Genomic DNA, 21,775 nt, shown 5'->3' on the forward strand with positions numbered 1-21,775 from the left:
TTCATGACGTGGGAAATCACCACTCTGAGGGCATCATTGACGGATCGTCGGCAAGCCGGTACCACTGGTCCAGCTCGGAGCCGCACGCCCGCCGCCCACCCGTCACAGGAGGCCGCACCTTGCGAGGATCCGTCACCGACCCCACATCCCCTCCCGGTCACAGACACCTGAGGCGGACCGCCGGCACACTCGCCTCCGCGGTCCTGCTGCTGCCGCTGCTGGGCGCGGCCCCGGCCGACAGCGGCACGGACTCCTCCGCCGACGGCCTGCAGCGCGCCTTCGCCTCCGCGTCCGCCGAGTACCACGTGCCGCTGAGCGTCCTGCTGGCCGTCTCCTATCTCCAGTCCCGCTGGGACTCGCACGCCGGGGCGCCCAGCGTGACCGGTGGCTACGGCCCGATGCATCTCACCGACGCCCGGACCGCGCTCGCCACCACCGAGCACCTCGCCGAAGGCAGCGAGGACGCCCGCGGGGACGGTGCCCGCGCGGCCCTGCACCCCGAGATCAAGCTGCCCGAGATGCCGGCGCTTCCGGCCCGCCTCAAGACGCTGCCCAGGGCGGCCGAGCTGACGGGGATCCCGGCGGACGAGCTGCGCACCGACCCGGCCGCCAACATCGCCGGGGGCGCCGCCCTGCTCGCCGCCGCCCAGAAGGAGCTGGGCGAGCCGGCGAGCGCCGACCCGGCCGACTGGTACGGCGCGGTGGCCCGCTTCTCCGGGGCGGACGACACGGCGACCGCGGCAGCGTATGCCAACGATGTGTACGACGTGCTGCGCACCGGCGAGGAGCGCACCACGGACGACGGGCAGCTGGTCGCCCTCGCCGCCCAGCCGCACCTCGTCGCCGACACCGCGCAGCTGAGCCGGACGGGTCTGCGCACGGTCGCGGCGGACGACACGGAGTGCCCCAAGTCGGTGTCCTGCGAGTGGATCCCGGCGCCGTACTCCGAGTTCGGGGACAACGACTACGGCAACCACGACCTCGGCGACCGTCCGCTGTCCCAGAGCATCAAGTACATCGTGATCCACGACACGGAGGGCGCCTGGGACGGGGTGCTGAACCTGATCCAGGACCCGACCTATGTGTCCTGGAACTACACCATCCGCTCCACGGACGGTCTGATCGCCCAGCACGTCAAGGCGAAGGATGTGGCCTGGCACGCGGGCAACTGGTACGTCAACGCGAAGTCCGTCGGCATCGAGCACGAGGGCTTCCTCGCGGCGCCGGACGCCTGGTACACGGAGGCGATGTACCGGTCCTCGGCGCGTCTGGTGAGGTATCTGGCCCGCACGTACGGCATCCCGCTGGACCGGCAGCACATCCTGGGCCATGACACCGTGCCCGGCCCGACCACCTCCACCATCCCCGGCATGCACACGGACCCGGGCCCGTACTGGGACTGGCGGCACTACTTCCAGCTGCTGGGCCACCCCCTCCGGCGCACGGGCGGCAAGCACTCCGACCTGGTGACGATCCTGCCGGACTACGCCGCCAACCAACCGGTGTACACGGGCTGCACCACCAAGGGCGAGCCCTGCACGGCGCACGGCTCGGGCGAGGTGCGGCTGTACTCCGACCACGACGTGAGCGCGCCGCTGATCAAGGACATCGGCCTGAAGACCGATCCGACCACCGGGGTGAACGACCTGTCCTCGCGGGTGTCCACCGGCCAGCAGTACGCGGTCGCCGACCGCTGGGGCGACTGGACGGCGATCTGGTACCTGGGGCAGAAGGCCTGGTTCGAGAACCCGCACGAGGAGCCCACGGCGGTCGGGGCATCCGGTCTGGTCGTCACCCCGAAGGACGGTCTGGCGAGTGTCCCGGTGTACGGCCGGGCCTACCCGGAGAAGGAGGCCTATCCGGCGGGGGTGCCTGCGCAGTCGGTGGTGCCGCTGCCGTACACCATCCCGGCCGGACAGAAGTACGTGGTCGGTGACGAGGTGCCGGGCGAGTACTACTACGCGGTCACCTTCACCACCGACTCGCACCGGGTCGTGGTCGGCAAGGACCTGTACTACGAGATCCAGTACGGCCACCGGGTGGCGTTCGTGCGCGCCTCGGACGTCCGCCTCGAGGGGGCCGACCGGTAGCTCGGCCTGGTCAGCCCTGCTGGAAAAGCTCCGCCGGGAGCGGCTTCAGCAGGGCGTACAGGTCGTCGGTGATGGGGCGGTCCCAGGCGGCGATGGTCACGAGGATGCCGTCGCTGCGGTCGAACTGGACGCAGGAGATCCGGCTCTCGGAGAGCTTCAGACGGCGCACGATCAGGAGGTTGTCGCCCTGGAGGACGGGGGTGTCCTCGGTGCCGACGACGGTGACCTCCTCGTCGTTCTCCAGCGCCAGCAGCAGCTGGCCCACCTCGAAGGGGATCTCGCCCTCGGCGACCTCCCGGGCCGGGGAGCCCTCGGGGAGATTGCCGATGATCATGGCGGGGCCGCGGCCGCCGAACAGGTCGTAGCGCAGGAAGACGCCCTGGCAGGTGCCGTCGGGGGCGGGCAGCAGGCCCGCGCCGAGGTTGCCCGGCCAGTCGCCCGGGTCCATGGCCAGCACGTCGAAATCGGGTCCGGCGGGGGTGGCGCTGCGGCGGCGGAGGAACGACATGCGGCCATGGTACGTGCACGCACGGGATCGACGACGTGCGGGCGTCCGGTCGGCGGATGCCGGTGTCCCCGGCCCGGCTACAGGGTGTGCCGGCCCCGGGGCCCGGGTGGCGTCACTCCTCGGGCGGTGCCGGTGGCACGACCGCGACCGGGCTCGCCGCGTGCAGCAGCACCGCCTGGGTGACCGAGCCCATCATGCGGGCGGGGGCGAGCAGGCGGCGCCGGTGGCGGCCCACGACGACCAGGTCCGCGTCCCGGGAGGCGGCGACGAGGTGGCCGGCCGCGTCGCCCGGCAGGGCCTGCACCTCGGCGCGGATCTCGGGGTGCCGCTTGCCGTGCGGGGCGAGGAAGCCCTCGGCGAGGGCCCGGGTCTCGTCCTCGACAGCGGTCTGATCCATCGGGGGCGGCACCAGCTGGCCGGGCGCGGTCCACGTCTGTACCGGCCACGGGTACGCGGCGATCACCTCGACGCGGGCCTCGCGCAGGGCCGCCTCGGCGAAGGCGAAGTCGAGGGTGGCCTCGTCGGGGGTGTCGACGTGCAGGCCGACGACCACGCGGGGCCCGGGCTCGGCCGGGCCGTCCCCGTGCACCGTACGGCCGGGCCGGGGTACGACGACCACCGGGCAGTCGGCGTCGCGTGCGGCGGCCAGACCGTTGGAGCCGAGCAGCAGGCTGGCGAAGCCGCCACGGCCCCGCGAGCCGAGGACCAACAGCTGGGCGTCCGCGCCGAGTTCGGGCAGCACCGCGCCCGGTACGCCCTCCAGGGCGACGTACTCCACGGCGGACGCGTCGGCGCGGCCCCGCAGCTGCGCGCGCACCTCGTCGAGCACCGGGTCGCCCTCCGCGTCGGGCGGACCGGCGACCAGGATGTCGGCCTGTCCCCAGGCGGCGTACTGCCGTACGTGCACCACCCGCAGCGGTGCCGCGCGGCGGCGGGCGGCGTCCAGGGCCCACTCCAGGGCGCGCAGGCTGTCCTCGGAACCGTCGACCGCGGCGATGACCGGCGCGTTGCTCATCCCTACCTCACCTCCGGAACACGACCTTCCCCTTGCCGGGGCCAGCCTCGCTCAGGCGTCGGCCCCGACAGGGCGCTGTCGGTCGCGTGTCCGGAAATCCGCCCGGAACACCCCCGGATCGGCTCCCGATGCCGGATCGGAATGCCGGGCGGTCCCGAGGAGCGGGCGCTCAGGTCAGGTCGAACTCGCCCTCCCGTGCTCCGGAGACGAAGGCGCCCCACTCGGCGGGGGTGAAGATCAGGGAAGGGCTTTCCGGACGGCCGCTGTTGCGCATCGCGATGAATCCCTCGACGAAGGCGATCTGGACATCGCCCAGCCCTCGGCTGCTGGACTGCCAATCGGCCCCGCTGAGATCCAGCTCCGGCTTGTCCCAGCCCGCCAGCGGCGGCTGCTGGGTGATGCTCTCGGCCACGTCCGTGCTCCTCCCGGTTCGTCGTCCGCGGTCAGCCTAGCGAGCGGTTGCGACGGCGGACAGGCCGTGTGGGGCGGACCTTTCAGGAGTCGGGGGGCTCGGCGCCCACGAGCCACATGGAGAAGAACTGCGAACCGCCGCCGTAGGCGTGCCCGAGCACCTTCCGGGCACCGTCCACCTGGTGTTCTCCGGCCTGGCCGCGCACCTGGAGAGCGGCCTCGGCGAAGCGGATCATGCCGGAGGCGCCGATGGGATTGGTGGAGAGCACACCGCCCGACATGTTGACCGGCAGGTCCCCGTCCAGCTCGGTCACCCCGGACTCGGTGAGCTTCCAGCCCCCGCCCTCCTCGGCGAAGCCGAGGTTCTCCAGCCACATGGGCTCGTACCAGGAGAACGGCACGTACATCTCGACGGCGTCGATGTCCCGGCGCGGGTCGGCGATGCCGGCCTGCCGGTAGACGTCGGCGGCGCAGTCCTTGCCGGCCTGCGGGGAGACGAAGTCCTTCCCGGCGAAGAGGGTCGGCTCGCTGCGCATGGCGCCGCCGAGCATCCAGGCGGGCGGGCGGGGCGCGCGGGCGGCTCCGGCGCGGTCGGTGAGCACCATGGCGCAGGCGCCGTCGGAGGACGGGCAGGTCTCCGAGTAGCGGATCGGGTCCCACAGCATGGGCGAGGCCTGGACCTTCTCCAGGGTGATGTCGTGCTCGTGGAGGTGGGCGTAGGGATTCTTCAGGGCGTTGCGCCGGTCCTTGTAGGCGACGAGGGAGCCGACGGTGTCGGGGGCGCCGCTGCGCCGCATGTAGGCGCGTACGTGCGGGGCGAAGAAGCCGCCCGCGCCCGCGAGCAGGGGCTGCTGGAAGGGGATGGGCAGGGACAGGCCCCACATGGCGTTGGACTCGGACTGTTTTTCGAAGGCGAGGGTGAGCACCGTGCCGTGGACGCGGGCCGCGACCAGGCCCGCGGCGACGAGGGCGGTGGATCCGCCGACCGAGCCGGCGGTGTGCACCCGCAGCATGGGTTTGCCGACCGCGCCGAGGGCGTCAGCGAGGTACAGCTCGGGCATCATCACGCCCTCGAAGAAGTCGGGCGCCTTGCCGATGACGACGGCGTCGATGTCCGCCCAGGTCAACTCGGCGTCCTGGAGAGCGCGTTGAGCGGCCTCCCGGACCAGCCCGGCGATCGACACGTCCCGGCGGGCCGCCACGTGCTTGGTCTGGCCGACTCCTACGACGGCCACGGGCTCCTTGCTCATCGTGGATCCCCTTCGAGGACGGCGACCAGGTTCTGCTGCAGGCAGGGGCCGGAGGTGGCGTGGGCGAGGGCGCGGTCGGACGCGCCGCGGTGGATGCGGGCGGCGGCCTCGCCGATGCGGATGAGTCCGGCGGCCATGACCGGGTTGGCGGCGAGGGCGCCCCCGGAGGGGTTGACCCGGACGTCGTCGCCGAGCCGGAGCGCCTTGCGGAGCACGACTTCCTGTGCGGTGAACGGCGCGTGCAACTCGGCGGTGTCGACGGGTCGTTCGAAGGCGCCGGCCTTTTCGGCGGCCAGCCGCGCGGAGGGCGAGTCGGTGAGGTCGCGCACGCCCAGGGAGTGCGCCTCGATGCGGTGGTCGATGCCCCGGATCCAGGCGGGCCGCGCGCACAGCTGACGGGCCCGCTCCCCCGCCGCGAGGATCACGGCGGCGGCGCCGTCGCCGACGGGCGGGCAGTCGCCGGTGCGCAGGGGGCGTACGACGTAGTCGCCGTGCGGCACCGAGCCCTTCAGCTGCGCACGGGGGTTGGCGGCGGCGTCGGCCCTGCTGCGGGCGCCGACGGCGGCGAGCGCGGGCTCGTCGGTGTCCCCGGCGTCGATCAGTGCCTGCGCCTGCAGGGCGGCCAGGGCCACGGAGTCGGGCCAGAGGGGGGCCACGTAGTACGGGTCCAACTGGCGGGTGAGGACGTCTCGTACGGAGCCGGGAGAGGACTTGCCGTAGGAGTACACCAAAGCGGTGTCGGCATCGCCGGTCAGCAGCTTGGTCCATGCCTCGTACAGCGCCCAGGCGCCGTCCATCTCGACGTGGGACTCGGAGATCGGCGGCCAGGCGCCCACACCGTCGAGGGCGAGCGTGAAGGAGAAGGCGCGGCCCGCGAGGTAGTCGCTGGAACCGGAGCAGGTGAAGCCGATGTCGGAGGCCTTCAGCCCGGTCTGGTCGAGGACCTCGTGCAGGACCGGCATGAGCATCTCGACCTCGGAGGACTCCTCGGTGGAGCGCCGGTGGTCGGTCTGGGCGAAGGCGACGACGGCGATCTCCCGTGTCACAGCAGCTCCTTGTAGGTGTCGTAGTCGGCCTCGGGCTCGCCGGTGGGCCGGTAGTGATCGGGGTAGCGCGCGCCTTGCGTCCACACCGGCTCGACCCTCAGGCCCATGCGCACCTCGTCGTAGGGGATGCCGCCGATCCGGGCGTGCAGGGCGAGGTCGGCACCGTCGAGGGCGATATGTGCGTAGACGTACGGCACCTCGATGTCGAGGTTCTTCGCCTTGATGTTGACGATGCAGAAGGTGGTCACTGTGCCGCGGGGACCCACCTCGACCTGTTCCGATGTGGCCACGCCACATGTGGGGCACGCACCCCTCGGCGGGACGTACACCTTGCGGCAGGAGGGGCAGCGCTCGCCGACGGTTCGCTGTGCGGAGAGGGCGTTGATGTAGGCGGACTGGGCGCGGCCGGGCGAGTAGGTGTAGTCGAGCCGGGCGGGGGCGACGATGCCGGTGAGAGGGTTCTCGAACTCGTCGGTGTGGCCGCCCGGTTGTCCGCGTTCTCCGTCGTACGGCTCGAAGCACGCGATGTCGGTGATGGCGCCGGTGCGCTCCCCGGCCCACCGGATCCGCACCCGCATGCCGGTGCGGACGGCGTCGGGGCCGGGTGCGTCGAGGGCGTGCAGCAGGGCGGTGTCGGCGCCGTCGAGCCTGACCAGGGCCCAGGCGAAGGGGGTGGTCAGGGGCTGGCCGCGCCGGGGCTCGTGGTTCCAGGCCCAGGTGGTGACCGTGCCCGTGGGGGCGACCTCGACGAGGTCGCGGATCTCCTCGGCGGTGACGGGGTCGTACTCCACGGGCGGGACGAGGGTGCGGCCGTCGGCGGTCTTCACCCCGAGGACCACACGTTCGCGCAGTCCGGTGAGGAAGGCGCTCTGGACGGGGCCGAGGGACCGGGTGAAGGGGAACTCGACCACCAGAGGGGCTTTGAGGACGTCGGGCATCGGGGGCTCCTCGGGTCAGGCGCGCTTGTAGACGGGGGGCCGCTTCTCCGCGAAGGCGCGGGCGCCCTCCTTGGCGTCGGCGGTGTCGAAGACCGGCCAGCCACGGGCGAGTTCGGCGGCCAGTCCGTCGGTCTCGGTCAGCTCGGCGGTCTCGTACACCGACGCCTTGACGGCCTCCACGGCGAGCGGTCCGCAGGCGTTGATCTGCTCGGCGATCTCCAGTGCTGTGGCGAGCGCGGTGCCGTCGGGGACGACATGCCCGATCAGCCCGATGGCGGCGGCCTCGGAGGCGGTGTACGGCCGCCCGGTGAGCAGCATCTCCAGGGCGTGGGTGCGCGGGATCTGGCGCTGGAGCCGGACGGTCGAGCCCCCGATCGGGAACAGACCGCGCCTGACCTCGAACAGGCCGAAGGTCGCGGACCGGCCCGCGACCCGGATGTCGGTGCCCTGGAGGATCTCGGTGCCGCCGGCCACGCAGTACCCCTCGACGGCGGCGATCACCGGTTTGCGGGGGCGGTGGTGGCGCAGCATGGCCTTCCAGTGCAGGTCGGGATCGGCCTTGAGCCGGTCGCGGTAGTGCTGCCCTGCCATGCCGCCCCCGGCCAGCGCCTTGAGGTCCATGCCGGCGCAGAAGGCGCCCTGGGCCCCGGTGAGCACGATCGAGCGGATCGCGTCGTCCTCGTCGGCCTCGATCCAGCCGTCGTACAGGCCGACGAGCATGGGAAGCGAGAGCGCGTTCTTCGCTTCGGGCCTGTTGAGCGTGAGCACCAGTGTGGCGCCTTCGCGCTGCACGGTGAGGTGTTCCGTCCCACCCATTGCCCATCTCCCCTCGGTAAGAACGAGAACAGGTTGCAGTAGGCGGGGAGGCACTTCAAGGGAACTTCAAGGGTTTTCTGACAGGCAGTCAGATTTCTTCGCGCGGACCCTTCACAGTTGCCGCGCCCTTTGCTCTGATGACCGGCGAACCGACAGATGCCAGGTAGGACTGCCCGGGGTCAGGAGGAGCGGTGGAGTACAACCTTGCCGATCTGTTCGAGTCGGTCGTCGACGTGGTCCCCGACCGCGAGGCGCTCGTGTACCTCGACCATCCCGGCACCGGCGCGGAGCGCCGCCTGACGTACGGGGAGCTGGACGCGGCCGCCAACCGCATCGCCCACCATCTGATCGACAGCGGGATACGGCCGGGGGAGCATCTGGGCCTCCACCTGTACAACGGGGTGGAGTACCTGCAGACGGTCCTGGCCTGCCTCAAGGCGCGGATCGTCCCGGTCAATGTCAACTACCGCTACGTAGAGGAGGAGTTGGTCTACCTCTACCGCGACGCCGATCTGGTCGCGCTGGTCTTCGACGGGGAGTTCGGCGACCGGGTGGCGGCAGCCCTGCCGCGCGCGCCGAAGCTGCGGCATCTGCTGCGGGTGGGCGATCCGTCGTCGCCGGTGCCCGGCGCCGCCCCGTTCGCCGACGCGGAGGCGTCCGGGTCGCCCGAGCGGGGCTTTCCGGCCAGGTCGGGCGAGGAGCAGTTCATCATCTACACCGGTGGCACGACCGGCATGCCCAAGGGGGTGATGTGGCGCCAGGAGGACCTGTTCTTCGCCGGCCTGGGCGGCGGGGCGCCGACCGGGGAGCCGGTGAAGACGCCCGAGGAGCTGGCCGAGCGGGTCACGGCGGGCGGGGACGGGATCACCTTCTTCCCCACTCCCCCGCTGATGCACGGCACGTCCACCCTCACCGCGTTCATCGGCTTCAACTTCGGCCAACGGGTCGTGCTGCACCGCAAGTTCGTGCCGGAGGAAGTACTGCGGACCATCGAGAAGGAGAAGGTCACCAGCGTGTCGCTGGTCGGCGACGCGATGCTGCGGCCGCTGATCGACGCGCTCGCCGGGCCGATGAAGGGGACGGACTGTTCGGCCCTGTTCAGTGTCTCCTCCTCGGGCGCGATCATGTCGGAGACCGTGCGCCGGCAGTTCCGGGAGCTGGTCCCGAACGCCATGCTGCTGAACAACTTCGGCTCCTCCGAGTCCGGCTTCAACGGTACGGCGACAGAGGACTCGGGACCCGAGCGCGGCTTCCGCATCCGGGTCAACTCGCGTACGCAGGTGGTGGATCCCGCGACCTACGAGCCGGTGACCGTGGGCGAGATCGGCCGGGTCGCGCAGTGCGGCCATGTGCCGCTCGGCTACTACAACGATCCGCGGAAAACGGCCGAGACGTTCTTCGAGAAGGACGGTCGGCGCTGGGTGCTGCTCGGGGACATGGCGACCGTGGACGAGGAGGGCGTGGTCACCGTCCTCGGCCGGGGCTCGCAGTGCATCAACACCGGCGGCGAGAAGGTGTATCCGGAGGAGGTCGAGCAGGCGCTCAAGGCCCATCCGGACGTCTACGACGCGCTGGTCGCCGGGGTGCCGGACGCCACGTGGGGCAACCATGTGGCGGCCGTGGTGCAGCTGCGCGAGGGAGCCCGGCGCCCCTCGCTGACCGACATCCAGGACCACTGCCGCGCCCGGCTGGCCGGCTACAAGATCCCGCGCCAGCTGGTGATCACGGACGCCATCCAGCGGTCCCCGAGCGGCAAGGCGGACTACCGGTGGGCGCGGGAGGTGGCGGTGGCGGCGGACCGGTAGGCCGCGGGCGGCACCTGCAGGGGCGCACCCGTCACTCTCCTCACCCGCCCGTTGCCCCGTCGAGAAAGGCGAGGGTGCGGCGGACGAAGTGCTCCGGGTCGTCCAGCCACGGGTAGTGGCCGGCGCCGGGCTGGACGGTGACCTCGGCGTGCGGGAAGGCCTCGGCGGCGCGGCGGACGAGATCGGGGTGGGGGTTGCCGTCGGATCCGCCCGCATACATCAGGACCGGGGCGGTCAGGGAGGCGAGCGCGGCCCGGGTGGCGTCCGGGGTGAAGGCGTCCTCGGCGAAGTACCGGTCGCCCGCCTCGTCGTTGGTCTGCTCCTCGGTGGCGCCGTCATGGGCTCGGGCGACATCGTCCCAGCGGCCGTAGAAGAACGGCATGAAGACCTCGTCGAAGTCGCCGTCGCCCGTGAGCCATGCCTCGAAGGCGGGGTACGCCTCCGCGAACCACGGCTCGCCCGCCCGCAGCCCGGCCACGGCCAGCCTCTCCTCGGGCGTCGCCCGCAGACCGAGGGCCGAGAGGTTGGGTGTGATCAGCACGAGTCGCCGTATCCGGTGGGGGTAGCGGGCCGCGTAGAGCATCGCCAGGCAGCCGGCCGCCGAGTGGGCGAGCAGATCCATGTGGTCCAGCCCCATGTGGGCGCGCCACACCTCCACGTCGTCCACCAACCGGTCACAGCGGTACGTCGCCGGGTCGACCGGTACCGCGGAGTCCCCGGTGCCGCGCAGGTCGAGCAGGGCCAGGCGGCGGTGGGCGGTGAGCCCGCCCAGGTCTTCGAGGTAGGCGGAGGCACGCATGGGCCCACCGGGCAGGACAGCGAGGGGTTCACCCGCGCCCCGGAGATGGTAGGCGAGCCGGGTCCCGTCGGCTGCGGTGAAGGTCGGCATGCGGGTGATCATCCAAGTCCGGCTGCCGGGCCGCAACGCCTTTGCGCGCCCAGAGGGCGATGGCTGGTCCGCGGCCCGCGGCCACGCCGGCCGGCCGGCTCGCAGCAGCCGGCGCCGGGAAAATCCGCGCAGACCCCTTGCCGGGAACCGGTTGGCCTGAATTACTGACCTCGGGAGGCTCGACCGAATGATCGGTCGTCCGGAATATGCGGCTGACGAGGGAGATGTCCCGATGGCGGATGCGACGGACCTGCTGGACGCGGGCGAGCGGCTCGGGCCCGAGGAGTTGCGGGCGCTCCAGCTGGAGCGGCTGCGTGGCTCGCTGCGGCACGCCTACGAGCACGTCCCCTTCTACCGGGCGTCCTTCGACAAGGCCGGCGTCCGCCCGGAGGACTGCCGTTCGCTCGCCGACCTCGCGCACTTCCCCTTCACCACCAAGGCCGACCTGCGGGAGCACTACCCGTACGGCATGTTCGCCGTGCCCCGCGAACGTATTCGCCGGCTCCATGCCTCCAGCGGCACCACGGGGGTGCCCACGGTGGTCGGCTACACGGAAAACGACCTTTCGATGTGGGCTGACATGGTGGCGCGTTCGATCCGGGCGGCTGGCGGGCGGCCCGGTGACACGATCCATGTGGCCTACGGCTATGGGCTGTTCACCGGGGGTCTGGGCGCCCACTATGGTGCCGAACGCCTGGGCTGTACGGTCGTCCCCGCCTCCGGCGGTATGACGGCCCGCCAGGTCCAGCTGATCCGGGACCTCGAACCCGGCGTCATCATGGTCACCCCGTCGTACATGCTCACGCTGCTGGACGAGTTCGAGCGGCAGGGCGTGGATCCGCGAGGCACCTCGCTGCGGGTGGGTATCTTCGGCGCCGAGCCCTGGACCGAGCAGATGCGGCGGGAGATCGAGGAGCGGTGTGCGATCGACGCGGTCGACATCTACGGTCTCTCGGAAGTGATCGGTCCCGGGGTCGCCCAGGAGTGTGTCGAGACCAAGGACGGTCTCCATGTGTGGGAGGACCACTTCTTTCCGGAGATCGTCGACCCGATCACGGGTGAAGTGCTGCCGGAGGGCGAGCGGGGCGAGCTGGTGTTCACCTCGCTCACCAAGGAGGCCATGCCGATCGTCCGGTACCGGACCCGGGACCTGACGCGGCTGCTGCCCGGCACGGCCCGCGTGTTCCGGCGGATGGAGAAGATCACCGGCCGCAGCGACGACATGGTGATCCTGCGCGGGGTGAACCTGTTCCCGACCCAGATCGAGGAGATCGTGCTGCGCACCCCCGGTGTGGCGCCGCACTTCCAGCTGCGGCTGACCCGGGAGGGCCGGCTCGACTCACTCACCGTGCGCGCCGAGGCGCGCCCCGGCGCCACGCCCGGGACACGCGAGGCGGCGGCCCTCTCCATCGCCTCGGCGGTGAAGGACGGCATCGGCGTGTCCGTGGACGTGGAGATCGTCGAGCCGGAGTCCCTGGAGCGGTCCGTGGGCAAGATCCGCCGGATCGTGGATCTGCGGCCGCGCGGGTGACGGCAGGTGTGCCGCCGCGTCACCGCAGGTCGAGCTCCCTCGGAGGCATGGTGGTGAATATCGGCGAGGGCTCCACGCCGAGTTCGGCCTGTGCCATACGCCGGTAGGCGTGGTGGCGGCGGCGCTGCGCGTGGCGCCGCCGTTGAGGGCGAGGAAGGCCAACAGCCGCCGCCGGGCGGCAGCAGCACGGCGAGTGCTGCCGGCGGCGCGGCCAGGGCCGGTTGCACGCGGCGCGTCTGCGGCCCGCTGCCTGCCGGGCGGCCGTGCCGGCCCGGCGCGTCGACCAGGTACACGGGGTGGAGGCGCTCGTCGGCGCGCAGTCGGCCCGGGGAGGGCGGGCCGAACCGGCCGGACGCCGTGATCGAGCTGCCCGCCGCGAGTTCGGCCGGACCGATCCGCAGCCGACGGGAGGCCGAGAACGCCCGCCCGCGGTCGCGGATCTGTACCTCGGCGACCAGCCGGCCGGGCAGTTCGGCCTTGATCAGGACGTCACGCCGGTCGATGTCCCCCCGGGACGGACTGCCCGGCCCTGCCCGCAGGGCACCAACGACCAGCGCACCTCGGCCCCGGGCGGCGGCGCCGGTCGGCGGAACGCACGGCCGCGTACACCTGGCCGGGTTCCAGACCGTGGCCGGGCCGGTGTGCGACGCAGGGATGTCACCGAGCGCAGCCGGCGGGGGCATGGCCCCCGTCTCAGGCACGGTGCTCTGCCGGGCAGGGCACCACGGGTGGCGGCACCGGCCGGGTGGTTCCGGACAGGTCGTGGGCGGCCACGCTGTTGCGGTCGGCGACCGAACGGCCGAGCGCGTGGTGCGGCCACAGTCCCCCGGCCAGCCGCCGGCTGCGCTCGCCCCACTCCAGGGCCTCGGTGCCGCGCGCCTTGTAGAAGTTCAGGGCGTAGCCGCCGGAGTGGATCCGCAGCAGGCAGAAGCCGCCGGGATATTCCTTGGCGGCGCCGACCTCCTGCAGGGTCACGTGCGGGGCGACGGTTACGACGGTGCGCTTGTTGCGGTGGGTGTGGCCGGCGTGGTGGAGGAAGACGCCCGGGGCGGCGGCGTAGGCGTCGAGGATCGCGCGGGCCTGGCGGCGGCCCAGGCGCTGCCCGGCACCCACGGGGAAGAGGGCGTCCCGTACGGTCAGCGGATGGTGGCCGAAGACCACGGTGGGCTGTTCCCGCTGCTCTCTCAACCGGCTGCGGAACCACGACAGTTGCTCGGCGCCGAGTCCGCCCGCGTCACCGCCGTTGCCCTTCTTCTCGTACGTGTCCAGCCCGATGATCCGCAGACCGCCCACGTCCTGGGCGAAGTACCCGCGCCCGTCCTCCCCGCCGAATCCGCGGCGGAACGCGTCACCGCCCTTCCCGGAGCGGTCGCTCCGCTCGGATGGGGGCCGGTCGTGGTTGCCCCGGACGACGAAGTAGTCCCGGCCGTGGGCGCCGAAGCCGTCCAGGATCCGCCTGGCCTCTGCCAGGTCGCGCGGCGCGCCGCCGGCCGAGATGTCGCCCGCGGCCAGCAGCAGGTCCGCCCCGCGGCGGCGGGCCTCCTCGACCAGGGCGCGGCTCATGATCTCCGGATACGGTGCGAGCCCCGGCTGCTGCGCCACCCCGCGCAGGAGGGGGATGCCGGCCATGAGGCCGGCGGTGGTCTCGCCGAGGTGCAGGTCGTTGCAGAGCGCGAGGGACATCACGTGGCGGCCGGGCGGGGGCTGCGGCGTGGTGAAGGAGTACGGGCCGCCGTGCGAGCCGAGGCCGTGGCGGGAGGTGCCCGCCGCGTTGCCGCGCACCAGGTGCAGCGGCGTGGGCGTGGCGGCCACGCCGCGGGAGCGGGCCTGGTAGTAGTACGTCTGCCCCGGCTCCAGGCCGGTGAGCTCCACGTGGTGGTGTGCGGTGGGCCGGTCCTCGCCCGCGGTGCGGTGGAGGCGGGCGGGGTGGGTGCCGTAGGCGACCTCGCCCTCCGTGACGGCGGGCAGCATACGGCCCAGGCCGTCGTCGGTGCCGGGCAGGGCGGTGTGCCAGGTGATGACGGCGCGGTCCTCGGTCAGGGTGACCAGTTCCAGGTGGACGGCCGCGACGGTGCAGGGGTGACTAGGTCGTGTCGTGTGTGCGGCGGCGGACCGTAGCAGGGCTGGGGCGAGCAGGCGGCCGGAGCGGAGCACTTCGCAGGGAGGGGGCAGGGCCATGAGGGCGGCGAGCGGAGCGGAGAAGCAGCAACGCATGCCTGGTATGTGCGCGCTGGCCGTGAACGGCGGCCGTGGTACCGGCGGCCGGGCCAGGTATGGAACGAGACTTTTTGTGGCGTCACGTGGCGTGACCGAAACGGTCCCGCAGCTCCCGTTTGAGGATCTTCCCGCTGGCGTTGCGCGGCAGTGCGTCCACGAACACCACCCGCTTGGGCGCCTTGAAGGAGGCGAGCTTCTCCCGTACATGTGCGATGAGTTGCTCCTCCGTCACTTCGCTGCGTGGCACGACGACCGCGGTGACGGCCTCGATCCAGCGCTCGTCGGGCAGACCGATCACGGCGGCCTCGGCGACGGACTCGTGGGTGTAGAGGGCGTCCTCGACCTGGCGGGATGCCACCAGCACACCGCCGGAGTTGATGACGTCCTTCACCCGGTCCACGATCGTGAAGTACCCGTCCGCGTCGCGCACCGCCAGGTCGCCGGAGTGGAACCAGCCGTCGCGGAAGGCCTCGGCGGTCTCCTCGGGCTTGTCCCAGTAGCCGTCGCACAACTGCGGTGAGCGGTAGACGATTTCGCCGGGCGTGCCGTCGGGCACGTCCTCGCCCTGGTCGTCCACCAGGCGCGCGTCCACGAACAGGACGGTGCGGCCGCAGGAGTCCAGCCGGCCCTCGTGCTCGTCGGGCCCCAGCACCGTGGCCAGGGGGCCGATCTCGCTCTGCCCGAAGCAGTTGTAGAAGGCGAGGCCGGGCAGGCGTGCGCGCAGCCGCTGGAGCACCGGCACGGGCATGATCGACGCGCCGTAGTAGGCCTTCCGCAGGCTGCTGAGGTCCCGGGCGTCGAAGTCGGGCCGGCCCGCGAGCCCGATCCACACGGTGGGCGGCGCGAACACGCTGTCCACCCGGCCCGCTTCGATCAGCTCGAAGAGGCGGTCTCCGTCGGGCGCGTCCAGGATGATGTTGGTGGCGCCGACCGCGAGGTAGGGCAGCAGGAACACGTGCATCTGCGCCGAGTGGTAGAGCGGCAGCGCGTGCACGGGCCGATCGCCGGCGCTCAGGTCGAGGGCGGTGATCGCGCTCAGGTACTCGTGCACCAGCGCCCGGTGGCTCATCATCGCCCCCTTGGGCAGGGCGGTGGTGCCGGAGGTGTACAGCAGCTGCGCCAGGTCCTCGGTGCGCGGTTCGGGCCCGTCGTACGCCGGCGCGTGAGCCAGCCGGGCGAGGAAGGAGCCGTCGGTGTCGCGCAAGGGCAACACCCTTACCCCGTCAGGCAGTTGCGTGGAGAGACTCGGGTCGCAGAGCACGACCTTGCTGCCCGACTGGCCGACGATGTACGCCAGGTCGTCGCCCGCCAGGTTCTGGTTGACCGGAACATGGACCAGGCCCGCCCGGGCGCAGGCGAGGAAAGCGATCAGGTAGGCGTCGGAGTTGTGGCCGTAGGCGCCCACCCGGTCCCCGGGGGCGAGCCCCTCGGCCAGGAGGAGGCTCGCCGCGCGGGAGACGGCGGTGTCGAGTTCCTCGTACGTCCAGGTGCGTTCGCCGTACTCCAGCGCCACGCGCGCCGGGGTGCGCCGGGCGCTGCGCCGCAGCACCCCGTCGACCGTGCTGCCGTGTCCCTGCGTCATGACACATGATCCTCGGCTCGCGGCACCTGCCGGTCAAGCACCCCGGGCGCCGGGCCGGAGACGGTCAGGCGTCGAAGTTGCCCGTCTCCAGGAACTCGGCCTTGACGAGAACCCAGAAGTCCTCGGCCAAGCCCTCGTGGACGTAGCGGTAGGGCATGTAGCCGTATCCGCCCTCGCCCCAGCCCTCGCCCCAGGAGTTTCGGATGATCATGGCTCCCTGGGTGGTGCTGCCGTCGAACGGGTTGGTGACGATGCGGTCGTCGTCGTAGCCGACCACCACGATGGCATGCCCTCCGATCACCGCCTCGCTCGGGGTGGGGAAGGGGATGTCGCCGCCGCTCGCACTGAAGATGCTGTTGTAGACGGAGAAGCCGAACATCGCGGGCAGTCCGGAGGCGACATGGGCCTTGATGTCCGCGAGCAGATCCGTCCGGGAGATGTCCGGCGGGTCCAGGCGGTAGTACGTGAGGGCCTGGTAGTTACTGGCGAACGAGTAGCAGAACGGTGAGGGCTCCATGTCGAACTGCTCGATGTCATAGGGCCAGTAGCGCTCCGGCGGGGCTCCGAACAGGCTCAGCGCGCCCATGGCCGAGCGCAGATACGCGCCGGTGTCACCGACCCACTGGAGGTAGTCGCGGGTCGCCTTGTAGATGAACAGCCGCGACGCGGGTGAGTACTTGCCGTTGGCCTGGAGTTCGAAGTACTCCAGAACCCCGGCGGCCGCGTTGGCCGTGCAGGACCCGAGAGCGCCCTGGTCCACGATCGGAGAACACCTCTGCCGCAGGTCCACCTGGGGTGGCACCGGCCCGCCGGCCGCCTTGAGGACACCGGTCCTCTCGACGAGCTGCGGGACACCGTTGGTGTTCTTCGTGAAGTCACGGATGTCGGGCGGGTCCGGCAGCCAGCCCATGCCCTTGCCCTGCATGGCCGCGATGCGCGCTGTGTCGATCATGGTTCACCTCGGTTCTCGAGCGGGTTGCTGTGGCATATGCCTCCCACTCATGTCCGAGGTGCGATCACATCATCACTCACCTGCCACGTTGGGTGCCGGTCACACCGATCGCGTGCGCCCCTCCCAGTACGGCTCTCGAAGCCGCCGTTTGTACAGCTTGCCGTTGGGATCGCGGGGCATCTCGGCGATGAAGTCGATGCTCTTCGGTTGTTTGTAACCGGCCAGCCGACCGGAGCAGTGCGCGAGCAGCGCGGCGGTCAGCTCCGGCCCCGGTTCGTACCCGGGGGCCGGTTCGACCACGGCCTTGACCTCCTCGCCCCAGTCGTCGTGCGGGATGCCGAAGGCGGCGGCGTCGGCCACGGCGGGGTGAGCGAGCAGCGCGGACTCGATCTCGGCCGGGTAGATGTTGACCCCGCCGGAGATGATCATGTCGATCTTCCGGTCCCGGAGGAAGAGGTAGCCGTCCTCGTCCAGGTAGCCGAGGTCGCCCACGGTGAAGAAGTCGCCGATGCGGTTCTTGCGGGTCTTGTTCTCGTCCTTGTGGTACGAGAACCCGCCGGTGCTCATCTTCATGTAGACGGTGCCCAGTTGGCCGGGCGGAAGCGGGTTGCCGTCGTCGTCGAAGACCGCTAGTTCGCTGATGGGCCAGGCCTTGCCGACCGTGCCGGGCTTCTTCAGCCAGTCCTCGGCGGTGGCGAAGGCTCCGCCGCCCTCGCTGGCCGCGTAGTACTCCTCCACGCAGGTGCCCCACCAGTCGATCATGGCCCGCTTCACATGATCCGGGCAGGGGGCGGCGCCGTGGATGGCGTGCCGCATGGACGAGACGTCGTACCGCTGCTTCACCTCGTCCGGGAGGGCCAGCAGGCGGTGGAACTGGGTGGGGACCATATGGGTGTGGGTGCACTTGTGGGTGTCGATGAGGCGGAGCATCTCCTTGGGGGTCCACTTGTCCATGAGCACCAGGCGGTGGCCGATGTGCAGGGCCGCGCCGGCGAACTGGAGGACGGCCGTGTGGTAGAGCGGTGAGCAGACGAGGTGGACGTTGTCGTCGAAGGGCCTGATGCCGAACATGCCGAGGAAGCCACCCAGGTAGGCCTCCTCGGGGGGCTTGCCGGGCAGCGGGCGGCGGATGCCGCGCGGGCGCCCGGTCGTACCGGAGGTGTAGTTCATGACCCAGCCGAGCGTGCGGTCGGCGGGTGCGGACTCGGGCTGTCCGTCGAGGAGTTCGGGGTACGGCCGGAAGCCCTCGACCGAGCCGACCGCGAAGCGGTGGGTGGCCGGCAGCCCTGCCTCGTCGGCCGCCTGCCGGGCCGGTGCGGCGAAGCGCTCGTGGGCGATGAGCACCTTGGCGCCGGAGTCGGCGACGATCCAGGCGATCTCGGGGCCGACCAGGTGGTGGTTGACCGGCACCAGGTAGAACCCGGCCTGGGTCGCGGCCAGGTGGGCGGTGAAGAACTCGACGCCGTTGGGCAGGACGACGGCGAAGGCGTCGCCGCGCGCGAGGCCCGCGGCACGCAGCCCGTGGACGAGCCGGTTGGCGGCGGCGTGCAGGCGTCCGGCGGTCCACTGCTCGCCGTCGGGGGCGATCAGGACCGTGCGGTCGGGATCCTGGGCGGCCTGGGCCCAGAAGCCGGCGGGGGGTGTGCTCACTGCGGGCCGCTCCTTCCGGCGATGCGGTTGATGCGGTCGACGGCCTGCTCGAAGCCGCGGGTGAGGTCGTCGAAGACGGCCTGGACGCTGCGCTCGCTGGTCATGCGGCCGACGATCTGGCCGACGGGCGTGCCGAGCAGCGGTTCGACCTCGTACTTCTGGATGCGGGAGACCGCCTCGGCGACCAGCAGGCCCTGCAGCGGCATGGGCAGGGTGCCGGGCCCGGCCGGGTCGTCCCAGGCGTCGGTCCACTCGGTCCGCAGCTGGCGTGCGGGCTTCCCGGTGAGGGCGCGGGAGCGGACGGTGTCGCCGGACCCGGCGGCCAGGAGCTTGCGGGTCAGGGCGGGCGAGTGGAGGTCCGCTTCTGTGGTGGTCAGCCATATGGAGCCCAGCCACACACCTTGGGCCCCGAGGGTGAGGGCTGCCGCCACCTGCTGTCCGCTGCCGATGCCTCCGGCGGCCAGCACGGGCAGCGGATCGACGGCCTCGACGACTTCGGGGGTCAGCACCATGGAGGCGATCTCACCGGTGTGGCCGCCGGCTTCGTAGCCCTGGGCCACGACGATGTCGATGCCCGCCTCCTGGTGCTTGCGGGCGTGCCGGGCGCTGCCCGCGAGCGCGGCGACCAGGACACCTCGGTCGTGGGCGCGGGCGATGACGTCGGCGGGCGGGGAGCCGAGGGCGTTGGCCAGCAGCCTGATCGGATAGTCGAAGGCGACGTCGAGCTGGGTGCGGGCGACCTGTTCCATCCACCCGGTGATCCGCCACCCGGACGCCTCGCCCTCGGCCAGCTCCGGTACCCCGTGCTTGGCCAGGGTGTCCCGCACGAACTGCCGGTGCCCCTCGGGGATCATCGCCTCGACATCCGCCTCGGAGACGCCCTCGACCTTCTTCGCGGGCATCACCACGTCCAGCCCGTAGGGCCTGCCGTGGGTGTGCGCCTCGATCCAGTCGAGGTCCCGTTTGAGGTCGTCGGGGGCGGTGTAGCGGACCGCGCCGAGCACTCCGAAGCCGCCGGCCCGGCTGATGGCCGCGGCGACGGCGGGGAACGGCGTGAAGCCGAAGACGGCGTGCTCGACTCCCAGTTTCCTGCTCAGCTCCGTCTGCATGGGCGCAGAATGCCGCAGTCCTCCGGACGACGGAAGGCCTTTTCTGATGCTCCGTCAGATTTCTTGCCCCTCGTGTCAGCCGGGCACGTCCATCCGCTGGGGTGCCCCCGCGCGAGCGAAGCCGAGCGTGGGGGAGGAGCCACGTGGGTGGTTCGGCAACGCGGCTGGGGGTCCCCCCACGCCCTTAAGGCAGTGGGGGAGTGCGTGCCAGGCGTCGCGCGCCCGGCCGGGGTATGACACAGGCTCTCAGTCGTCGGCGGACTCCAGCACCGCCATCGCCGCGTTGTGCCCGGGCACCCCGCTCACCCCTCCCCCGCGCACCGCGCCCGCCCCGCACAGCAGGATGTTGGCGTGCCGGGTCTCCACGCCCCAGCGGCCGGTGCCCTCCTGGGCGTACGGCCAGGACAGAGCTCGGTGGAAGATGTTTCCGCCGGGCAGGCGCAGGTCGCGCTCCAGGTCGAGCGGGGTCTTCGCCTCGATGCAGGGGCGGCCGTCGGCGTCGGTGGCCAGGCAGTCGGCGAGCGGCTCGGCGAGATGGGCGTCGAGTTGGGCGAGCGTGGACTTCAGCAGTTCCTCGCATACGGCGTCGTTGTCCCGTTCGAAGAGCCGGGCCGGCGTGTGCAGTCCGAAGAGGGTGAGGGTCTGGTAGCCCTGCTCGACGAGGTCGGGGCCGAGGATCGTCGGGTCGGTGAGCGAGTGGCAGTAGATCTCGGAGGGCGGGGCGCCGGGCAGTTCGCCGGCCGCGGCCTCGGCGTAGGCGGTGGCGAGGTCGGCGTATCCCTCGGCGATGTGGAAGGTGCCGGAGAATGCCTCGCGCGGGTCGACGGACTGGTCGCGCAGCTTCGGCAGCCGCTTGAGCAGCATGTTCACCTTGAGCTGGGCGCCCTCGGCGGGGGTGGGCGGTGCGTCGCCGGTGAGTTCCGCGAGGGCCTGCGGGGAGGCGTTCACCAGGACGTGGCAGGCGGCGGCGACGCCCTCGCCGTCGGGGGTGCGGTACGTGACCTCGGCGGTGCGGCCGTCCGTGTCGATGCGTACGGCTTCGTGGCCGGTGGCGACGACGGCGCCCGCGTGGCGCGCGGCCGCGGCCAGGGCGTCGGTCAGCGCGCCCATGCCGCCGACGGGAACGTCCCAGGCGCCGGTGCCGCCGCCGATGACGTGGTAGAGGAAGCAGCGGTTCTGGGCGAGGGACGCGTCGTGGGCGTCGGCGAAGGTGCCGATCAGCGCGTCCGTGAGGACCACGCCGCGGACCAGGTCGTCGGTGAAGTTCGCCTCGACGGCGACGCCGATCGGCTCCTCGAACAGCGCTCGCCAGGCGGTGTCGTCATCCACGCGGCGGCGCAGTTCGTCACGGGTGGGCAGGGGCTCGGTGAGGGTCGGGAAGACACGCTGGGCGACCTGCCCGGTCATGCCGTAGAAGCGCTGCCAGGCCTCGTACTCGCGCTCGCCGCCGGTCAGCCGGGCGAAGGCCTCCCGGGTGCGCTGCTCCCCGCCACCGACGAGCAGTCCGGTGGGCCGTCCGCCGCGCTCCACGGGGGTGTACGAGGAGATGGTGCGCCCGCGGACGCGGAAGTCGAGACCGAGGTCGCGCACGATCTTCGAGGGCAGCAGGCTGACCAGGTAGGAGTAGCGCGACAGCCGGGCGTCCACCCCGGCGAACGGGCGGGTGGAGACGGCGGCGCCGCCGGTGTGGCCGAGCCGTTCCAGCACCAGCACGGAGCGGCCGGCGCGGGCCAGGTAGGCGGCGGCGACCAGGCCGTTGTGGCCACCGCCGACGATGACGGCGTCGTAGGTCCGGGTTCCCTCGTTGGCAGTCATGGCTCTTCGTAACACGTGATGATCTACGGCGGCCAGAGGCGTGCCGGTTCGGTCGGGGCTCAGAGCCTGTGTCATATCCCCGGTCGGATCAGCGCGCGGCGTCTGGTGCGTGCGATCGCAAGGCGCCGGAGCGCCCTCGATGGGGGTGCCC

At 71.8% G+C, this 21,775-nt stretch carries 17 protein-coding genes; 3 read left to right on the forward strand and 14 right to left on the reverse strand.

The window, feature by feature from the left end:
* Window positions 1-119 precede the first annotated feature (119 nt).
* Window positions 120-2,090 (forward strand): N-acetylmuramoyl-L-alanine amidase, encoded by a 1,971-nt coding sequence (locus ACZ5DS_RS20200; RefSeq protein WP_468240278.1) that lies wholly within the window; start codon window positions 120-122, stop codon window positions 2,088-2,090.
* A gap of 10 nt (window positions 2,091-2,100) precedes the next feature.
* Here the strand turns inward: ACZ5DS_RS20200 and ACZ5DS_RS20205 are convergent, their stop codons facing one another.
* The 7 genes from ACZ5DS_RS20205 to ACZ5DS_RS20235 form a co-directional block, all read right to left on the reverse strand.
* Window positions 2,101-2,598 (reverse strand): hypothetical protein, encoded by a 498-nt coding sequence (locus tag ACZ5DS_RS20205; RefSeq protein WP_468240281.1) that lies wholly within the window; start codon window positions 2,596-2,598, stop codon window positions 2,101-2,103.
* Between the two features lie 112 nt (window positions 2,599-2,710).
* Complete coding sequence (locus tag ACZ5DS_RS20210) at window positions 2,711-3,613, reverse strand: universal stress protein (protein ID WP_468240283.1); 903 nt, start codon at window positions 3,611-3,613, stop codon at window positions 2,711-2,713.
* Window positions 3,614-3,782: 169 nt separating this feature from the next.
* Window positions 3,783-4,025 (reverse strand): DUF397 domain-containing protein, encoded by a 243-nt coding sequence (locus ACZ5DS_RS20215; protein ID WP_468240285.1) that lies wholly within the window; start codon window positions 4,023-4,025, stop codon window positions 3,783-3,785.
* 82 nt (window positions 4,026-4,107) lie between these two features.
* Window positions 4,108-5,274 (reverse strand): thiolase domain-containing protein, encoded by a 1,167-nt coding sequence (locus tag ACZ5DS_RS20220; protein ID WP_468240288.1) that lies wholly within the window; start codon window positions 5,272-5,274, stop codon window positions 4,108-4,110.
* Entirely contained in the window at window positions 5,271-6,320 is a 1,050-nt protein-coding gene (locus tag ACZ5DS_RS20225) for a thiolase domain-containing protein (RefSeq protein ID WP_468240290.1), read from the reverse strand. Before ACZ5DS_RS20225 ends, ACZ5DS_RS20220 begins: the two co-directional genes overlap by 4 nt.
* Window positions 6,317-7,258 (reverse strand): Zn-ribbon domain-containing OB-fold protein, encoded by a 942-nt coding sequence (locus ACZ5DS_RS20230; protein ID WP_468240292.1) that lies wholly within the window; start codon window positions 7,256-7,258, stop codon window positions 6,317-6,319. Before ACZ5DS_RS20230 ends, ACZ5DS_RS20225 begins: the two co-directional genes overlap by 4 nt.
* A 15-nt stretch (window positions 7,259-7,273) precedes the next feature.
* A complete protein-coding gene (locus tag ACZ5DS_RS20235) occupies window positions 7,274-8,074 on the reverse strand; it encodes a crotonase/enoyl-CoA hydratase family protein (protein ID WP_468240294.1) in 801 nt (266 codons plus the stop codon).
* Between the two features lie 191 nt (window positions 8,075-8,265).
* On the opposite strand from ACZ5DS_RS20235, the gene ACZ5DS_RS20240 reads away from it, so the two are divergent.
* Window positions 8,266-9,879, forward strand: a complete 1,614-nt coding sequence (locus tag ACZ5DS_RS20240; RefSeq protein ID WP_468240297.1) for an acyl-CoA synthetase — start codon at window positions 8,266-8,268, stop codon at window positions 9,877-9,879.
* A gap of 40 nt (window positions 9,880-9,919) precedes the next feature.
* On the opposite strand, the gene ACZ5DS_RS20245 is transcribed toward ACZ5DS_RS20240, so the two are convergent.
* Entirely contained in the window at window positions 9,920-10,768 is an 849-nt protein-coding gene (locus ACZ5DS_RS20245) for an alpha/beta fold hydrolase (RefSeq protein WP_468240299.1), read from the reverse strand.
* A 232-nt stretch (window positions 10,769-11,000) separates the two neighbouring features.
* On the opposite strand from ACZ5DS_RS20245, the gene paaK reads away from it, so the two are divergent.
* Window positions 11,001-12,299 (forward strand): phenylacetate--CoA ligase PaaK, encoded by a 1,299-nt coding sequence (gene paaK / locus ACZ5DS_RS20250; protein ID WP_468240301.1) that lies wholly within the window; start codon window positions 11,001-11,003, stop codon window positions 12,297-12,299.
* Window positions 12,300-12,992: 693 nt separating this feature from the next.
* On the opposite strand, the gene ACZ5DS_RS20255 is transcribed toward paaK, so the two are convergent.
* From ACZ5DS_RS20255 to ACZ5DS_RS20280, 6 genes are all read right to left on the reverse strand, one after another.
* Entirely contained in the window at window positions 12,993-14,513 is a 1,521-nt protein-coding gene (locus ACZ5DS_RS20255) for a purple acid phosphatase family protein (RefSeq protein WP_468240304.1), read from the reverse strand.
* Window positions 14,514-14,595: 82 nt separating this feature from the next.
* Window positions 14,596-16,098 carry an acyl-CoA synthetase gene (locus tag ACZ5DS_RS20260; RefSeq protein WP_468240306.1) on the reverse strand — a complete coding sequence of 501 codons (1,503 nt, stop codon included), beginning with the start codon at window positions 16,096-16,098 and terminating at the stop codon, window positions 14,596-14,598.
* 64 nt (window positions 16,099-16,162) lie between these two features.
* Window positions 16,163-17,050, reverse strand: coding sequence for a C1 family peptidase (locus tag ACZ5DS_RS20265; protein ID WP_468240308.1), 888 nt, complete (start codon window positions 17,048-17,050; stop codon window positions 16,163-16,165).
* 99 nt (window positions 17,051-17,149) lie between these two features.
* Window positions 17,150-18,700, reverse strand: coding sequence for an acyl-CoA synthetase (locus tag ACZ5DS_RS20270; RefSeq protein WP_468240311.1), 1,551 nt, complete (start codon window positions 18,698-18,700; stop codon window positions 17,150-17,152).
* Window positions 18,697-19,809: an NAD(P)H-dependent flavin oxidoreductase gene (locus ACZ5DS_RS20275; RefSeq protein WP_468240314.1), complete on the reverse strand. Its 1,113-nt coding sequence runs from the start codon at window positions 19,807-19,809 to the stop codon at window positions 18,697-18,699. The genes ACZ5DS_RS20270 and ACZ5DS_RS20275 overlap by 4 nt, the downstream gene beginning before the upstream one ends.
* A gap of 246 nt (window positions 19,810-20,055) precedes the next feature.
* Complete coding sequence (locus ACZ5DS_RS20280; protein ID WP_468240316.1) at window positions 20,056-21,624, reverse strand: phytoene desaturase family protein; 1,569 nt, start codon at window positions 21,622-21,624, stop codon at window positions 20,056-20,058.
* Window positions 21,625-21,775 lie beyond the last annotated feature (151 nt).

It is taken from the genome of Streptomyces sp. NPDC031100 (genome assembly GCF_055570785.1).

What these genes read in the sequence shown, in the direction of transcription:
- ACZ5DS_RS20235 (WP_468240294.1), bottom strand. Translation starts at nt 8,074, where the DNA reads ATGGGTGGGACGGAACACCTCACCGTGCAGCGCGAAGGCGCCACACTG.
- ACZ5DS_RS20220 (WP_468240288.1), bottom strand. Translation starts at nt 5,274, where the DNA reads ATGAGCAAGGAGCCCGTGGCCGTCGTAGGAGTCGGCCAGACCAAGCAC.
- ACZ5DS_RS20230 (WP_468240292.1), bottom strand. Translation starts at nt 7,258, where the DNA reads ATGCCCGACGTCCTCAAAGCCCCTCTGGTGGTCGAGTTCCCCTTCACC.
- ACZ5DS_RS20280 (WP_468240316.1), bottom strand. Translation starts at nt 21,624, where the DNA reads ATGACTGCCAACGAGGGAACCCGGACCTACGACGCCGTCATCGTCGGC.
- ACZ5DS_RS20255 (WP_468240304.1), bottom strand. Translation starts at nt 14,513, where the DNA reads ATGCGTTGCTGCTTCTCCGCTCCGCTCGCCGCCCTCATGGCCCTGCCC.
- ACZ5DS_RS20265 (WP_468240308.1), bottom strand. Translation starts at nt 17,050, where the DNA reads ATGATCGACACAGCGCGCATCGCGGCCATGCAGGGCAAGGGCATGGGC.
- ACZ5DS_RS20275 (WP_468240314.1), bottom strand. Translation starts at nt 19,809, where the DNA reads ATGCAGACGGAGCTGAGCAGGAAACTGGGAGTCGAGCACGCCGTCTTC.
- ACZ5DS_RS20245 (WP_468240299.1), bottom strand. Translation starts at nt 10,768, where the DNA reads ATGCCGACCTTCACCGCAGCCGACGGGACCCGGCTCGCCTACCATCTC.
- ACZ5DS_RS20210 (WP_468240283.1), bottom strand. Translation starts at nt 3,613, where the DNA reads ATGAGCAACGCGCCGGTCATCGCCGCGGTCGACGGTTCCGAGGACAGC.
- ACZ5DS_RS20205 (WP_468240281.1), bottom strand. Translation starts at nt 2,598, where the DNA reads ATGTCGTTCCTCCGCCGCCGCAGCGCCACCCCCGCCGGACCCGATTTC.
- ACZ5DS_RS20260 (WP_468240306.1), bottom strand. Translation starts at nt 16,098, where the DNA reads ATGACGCAGGGACACGGCAGCACGGTCGACGGGGTGCTGCGGCGCAGC.
- paaK (WP_468240301.1), top strand. Translation starts at nt 11,001, where the DNA reads ATGGCGGATGCGACGGACCTGCTGGACGCGGGCGAGCGGCTCGGGCCC.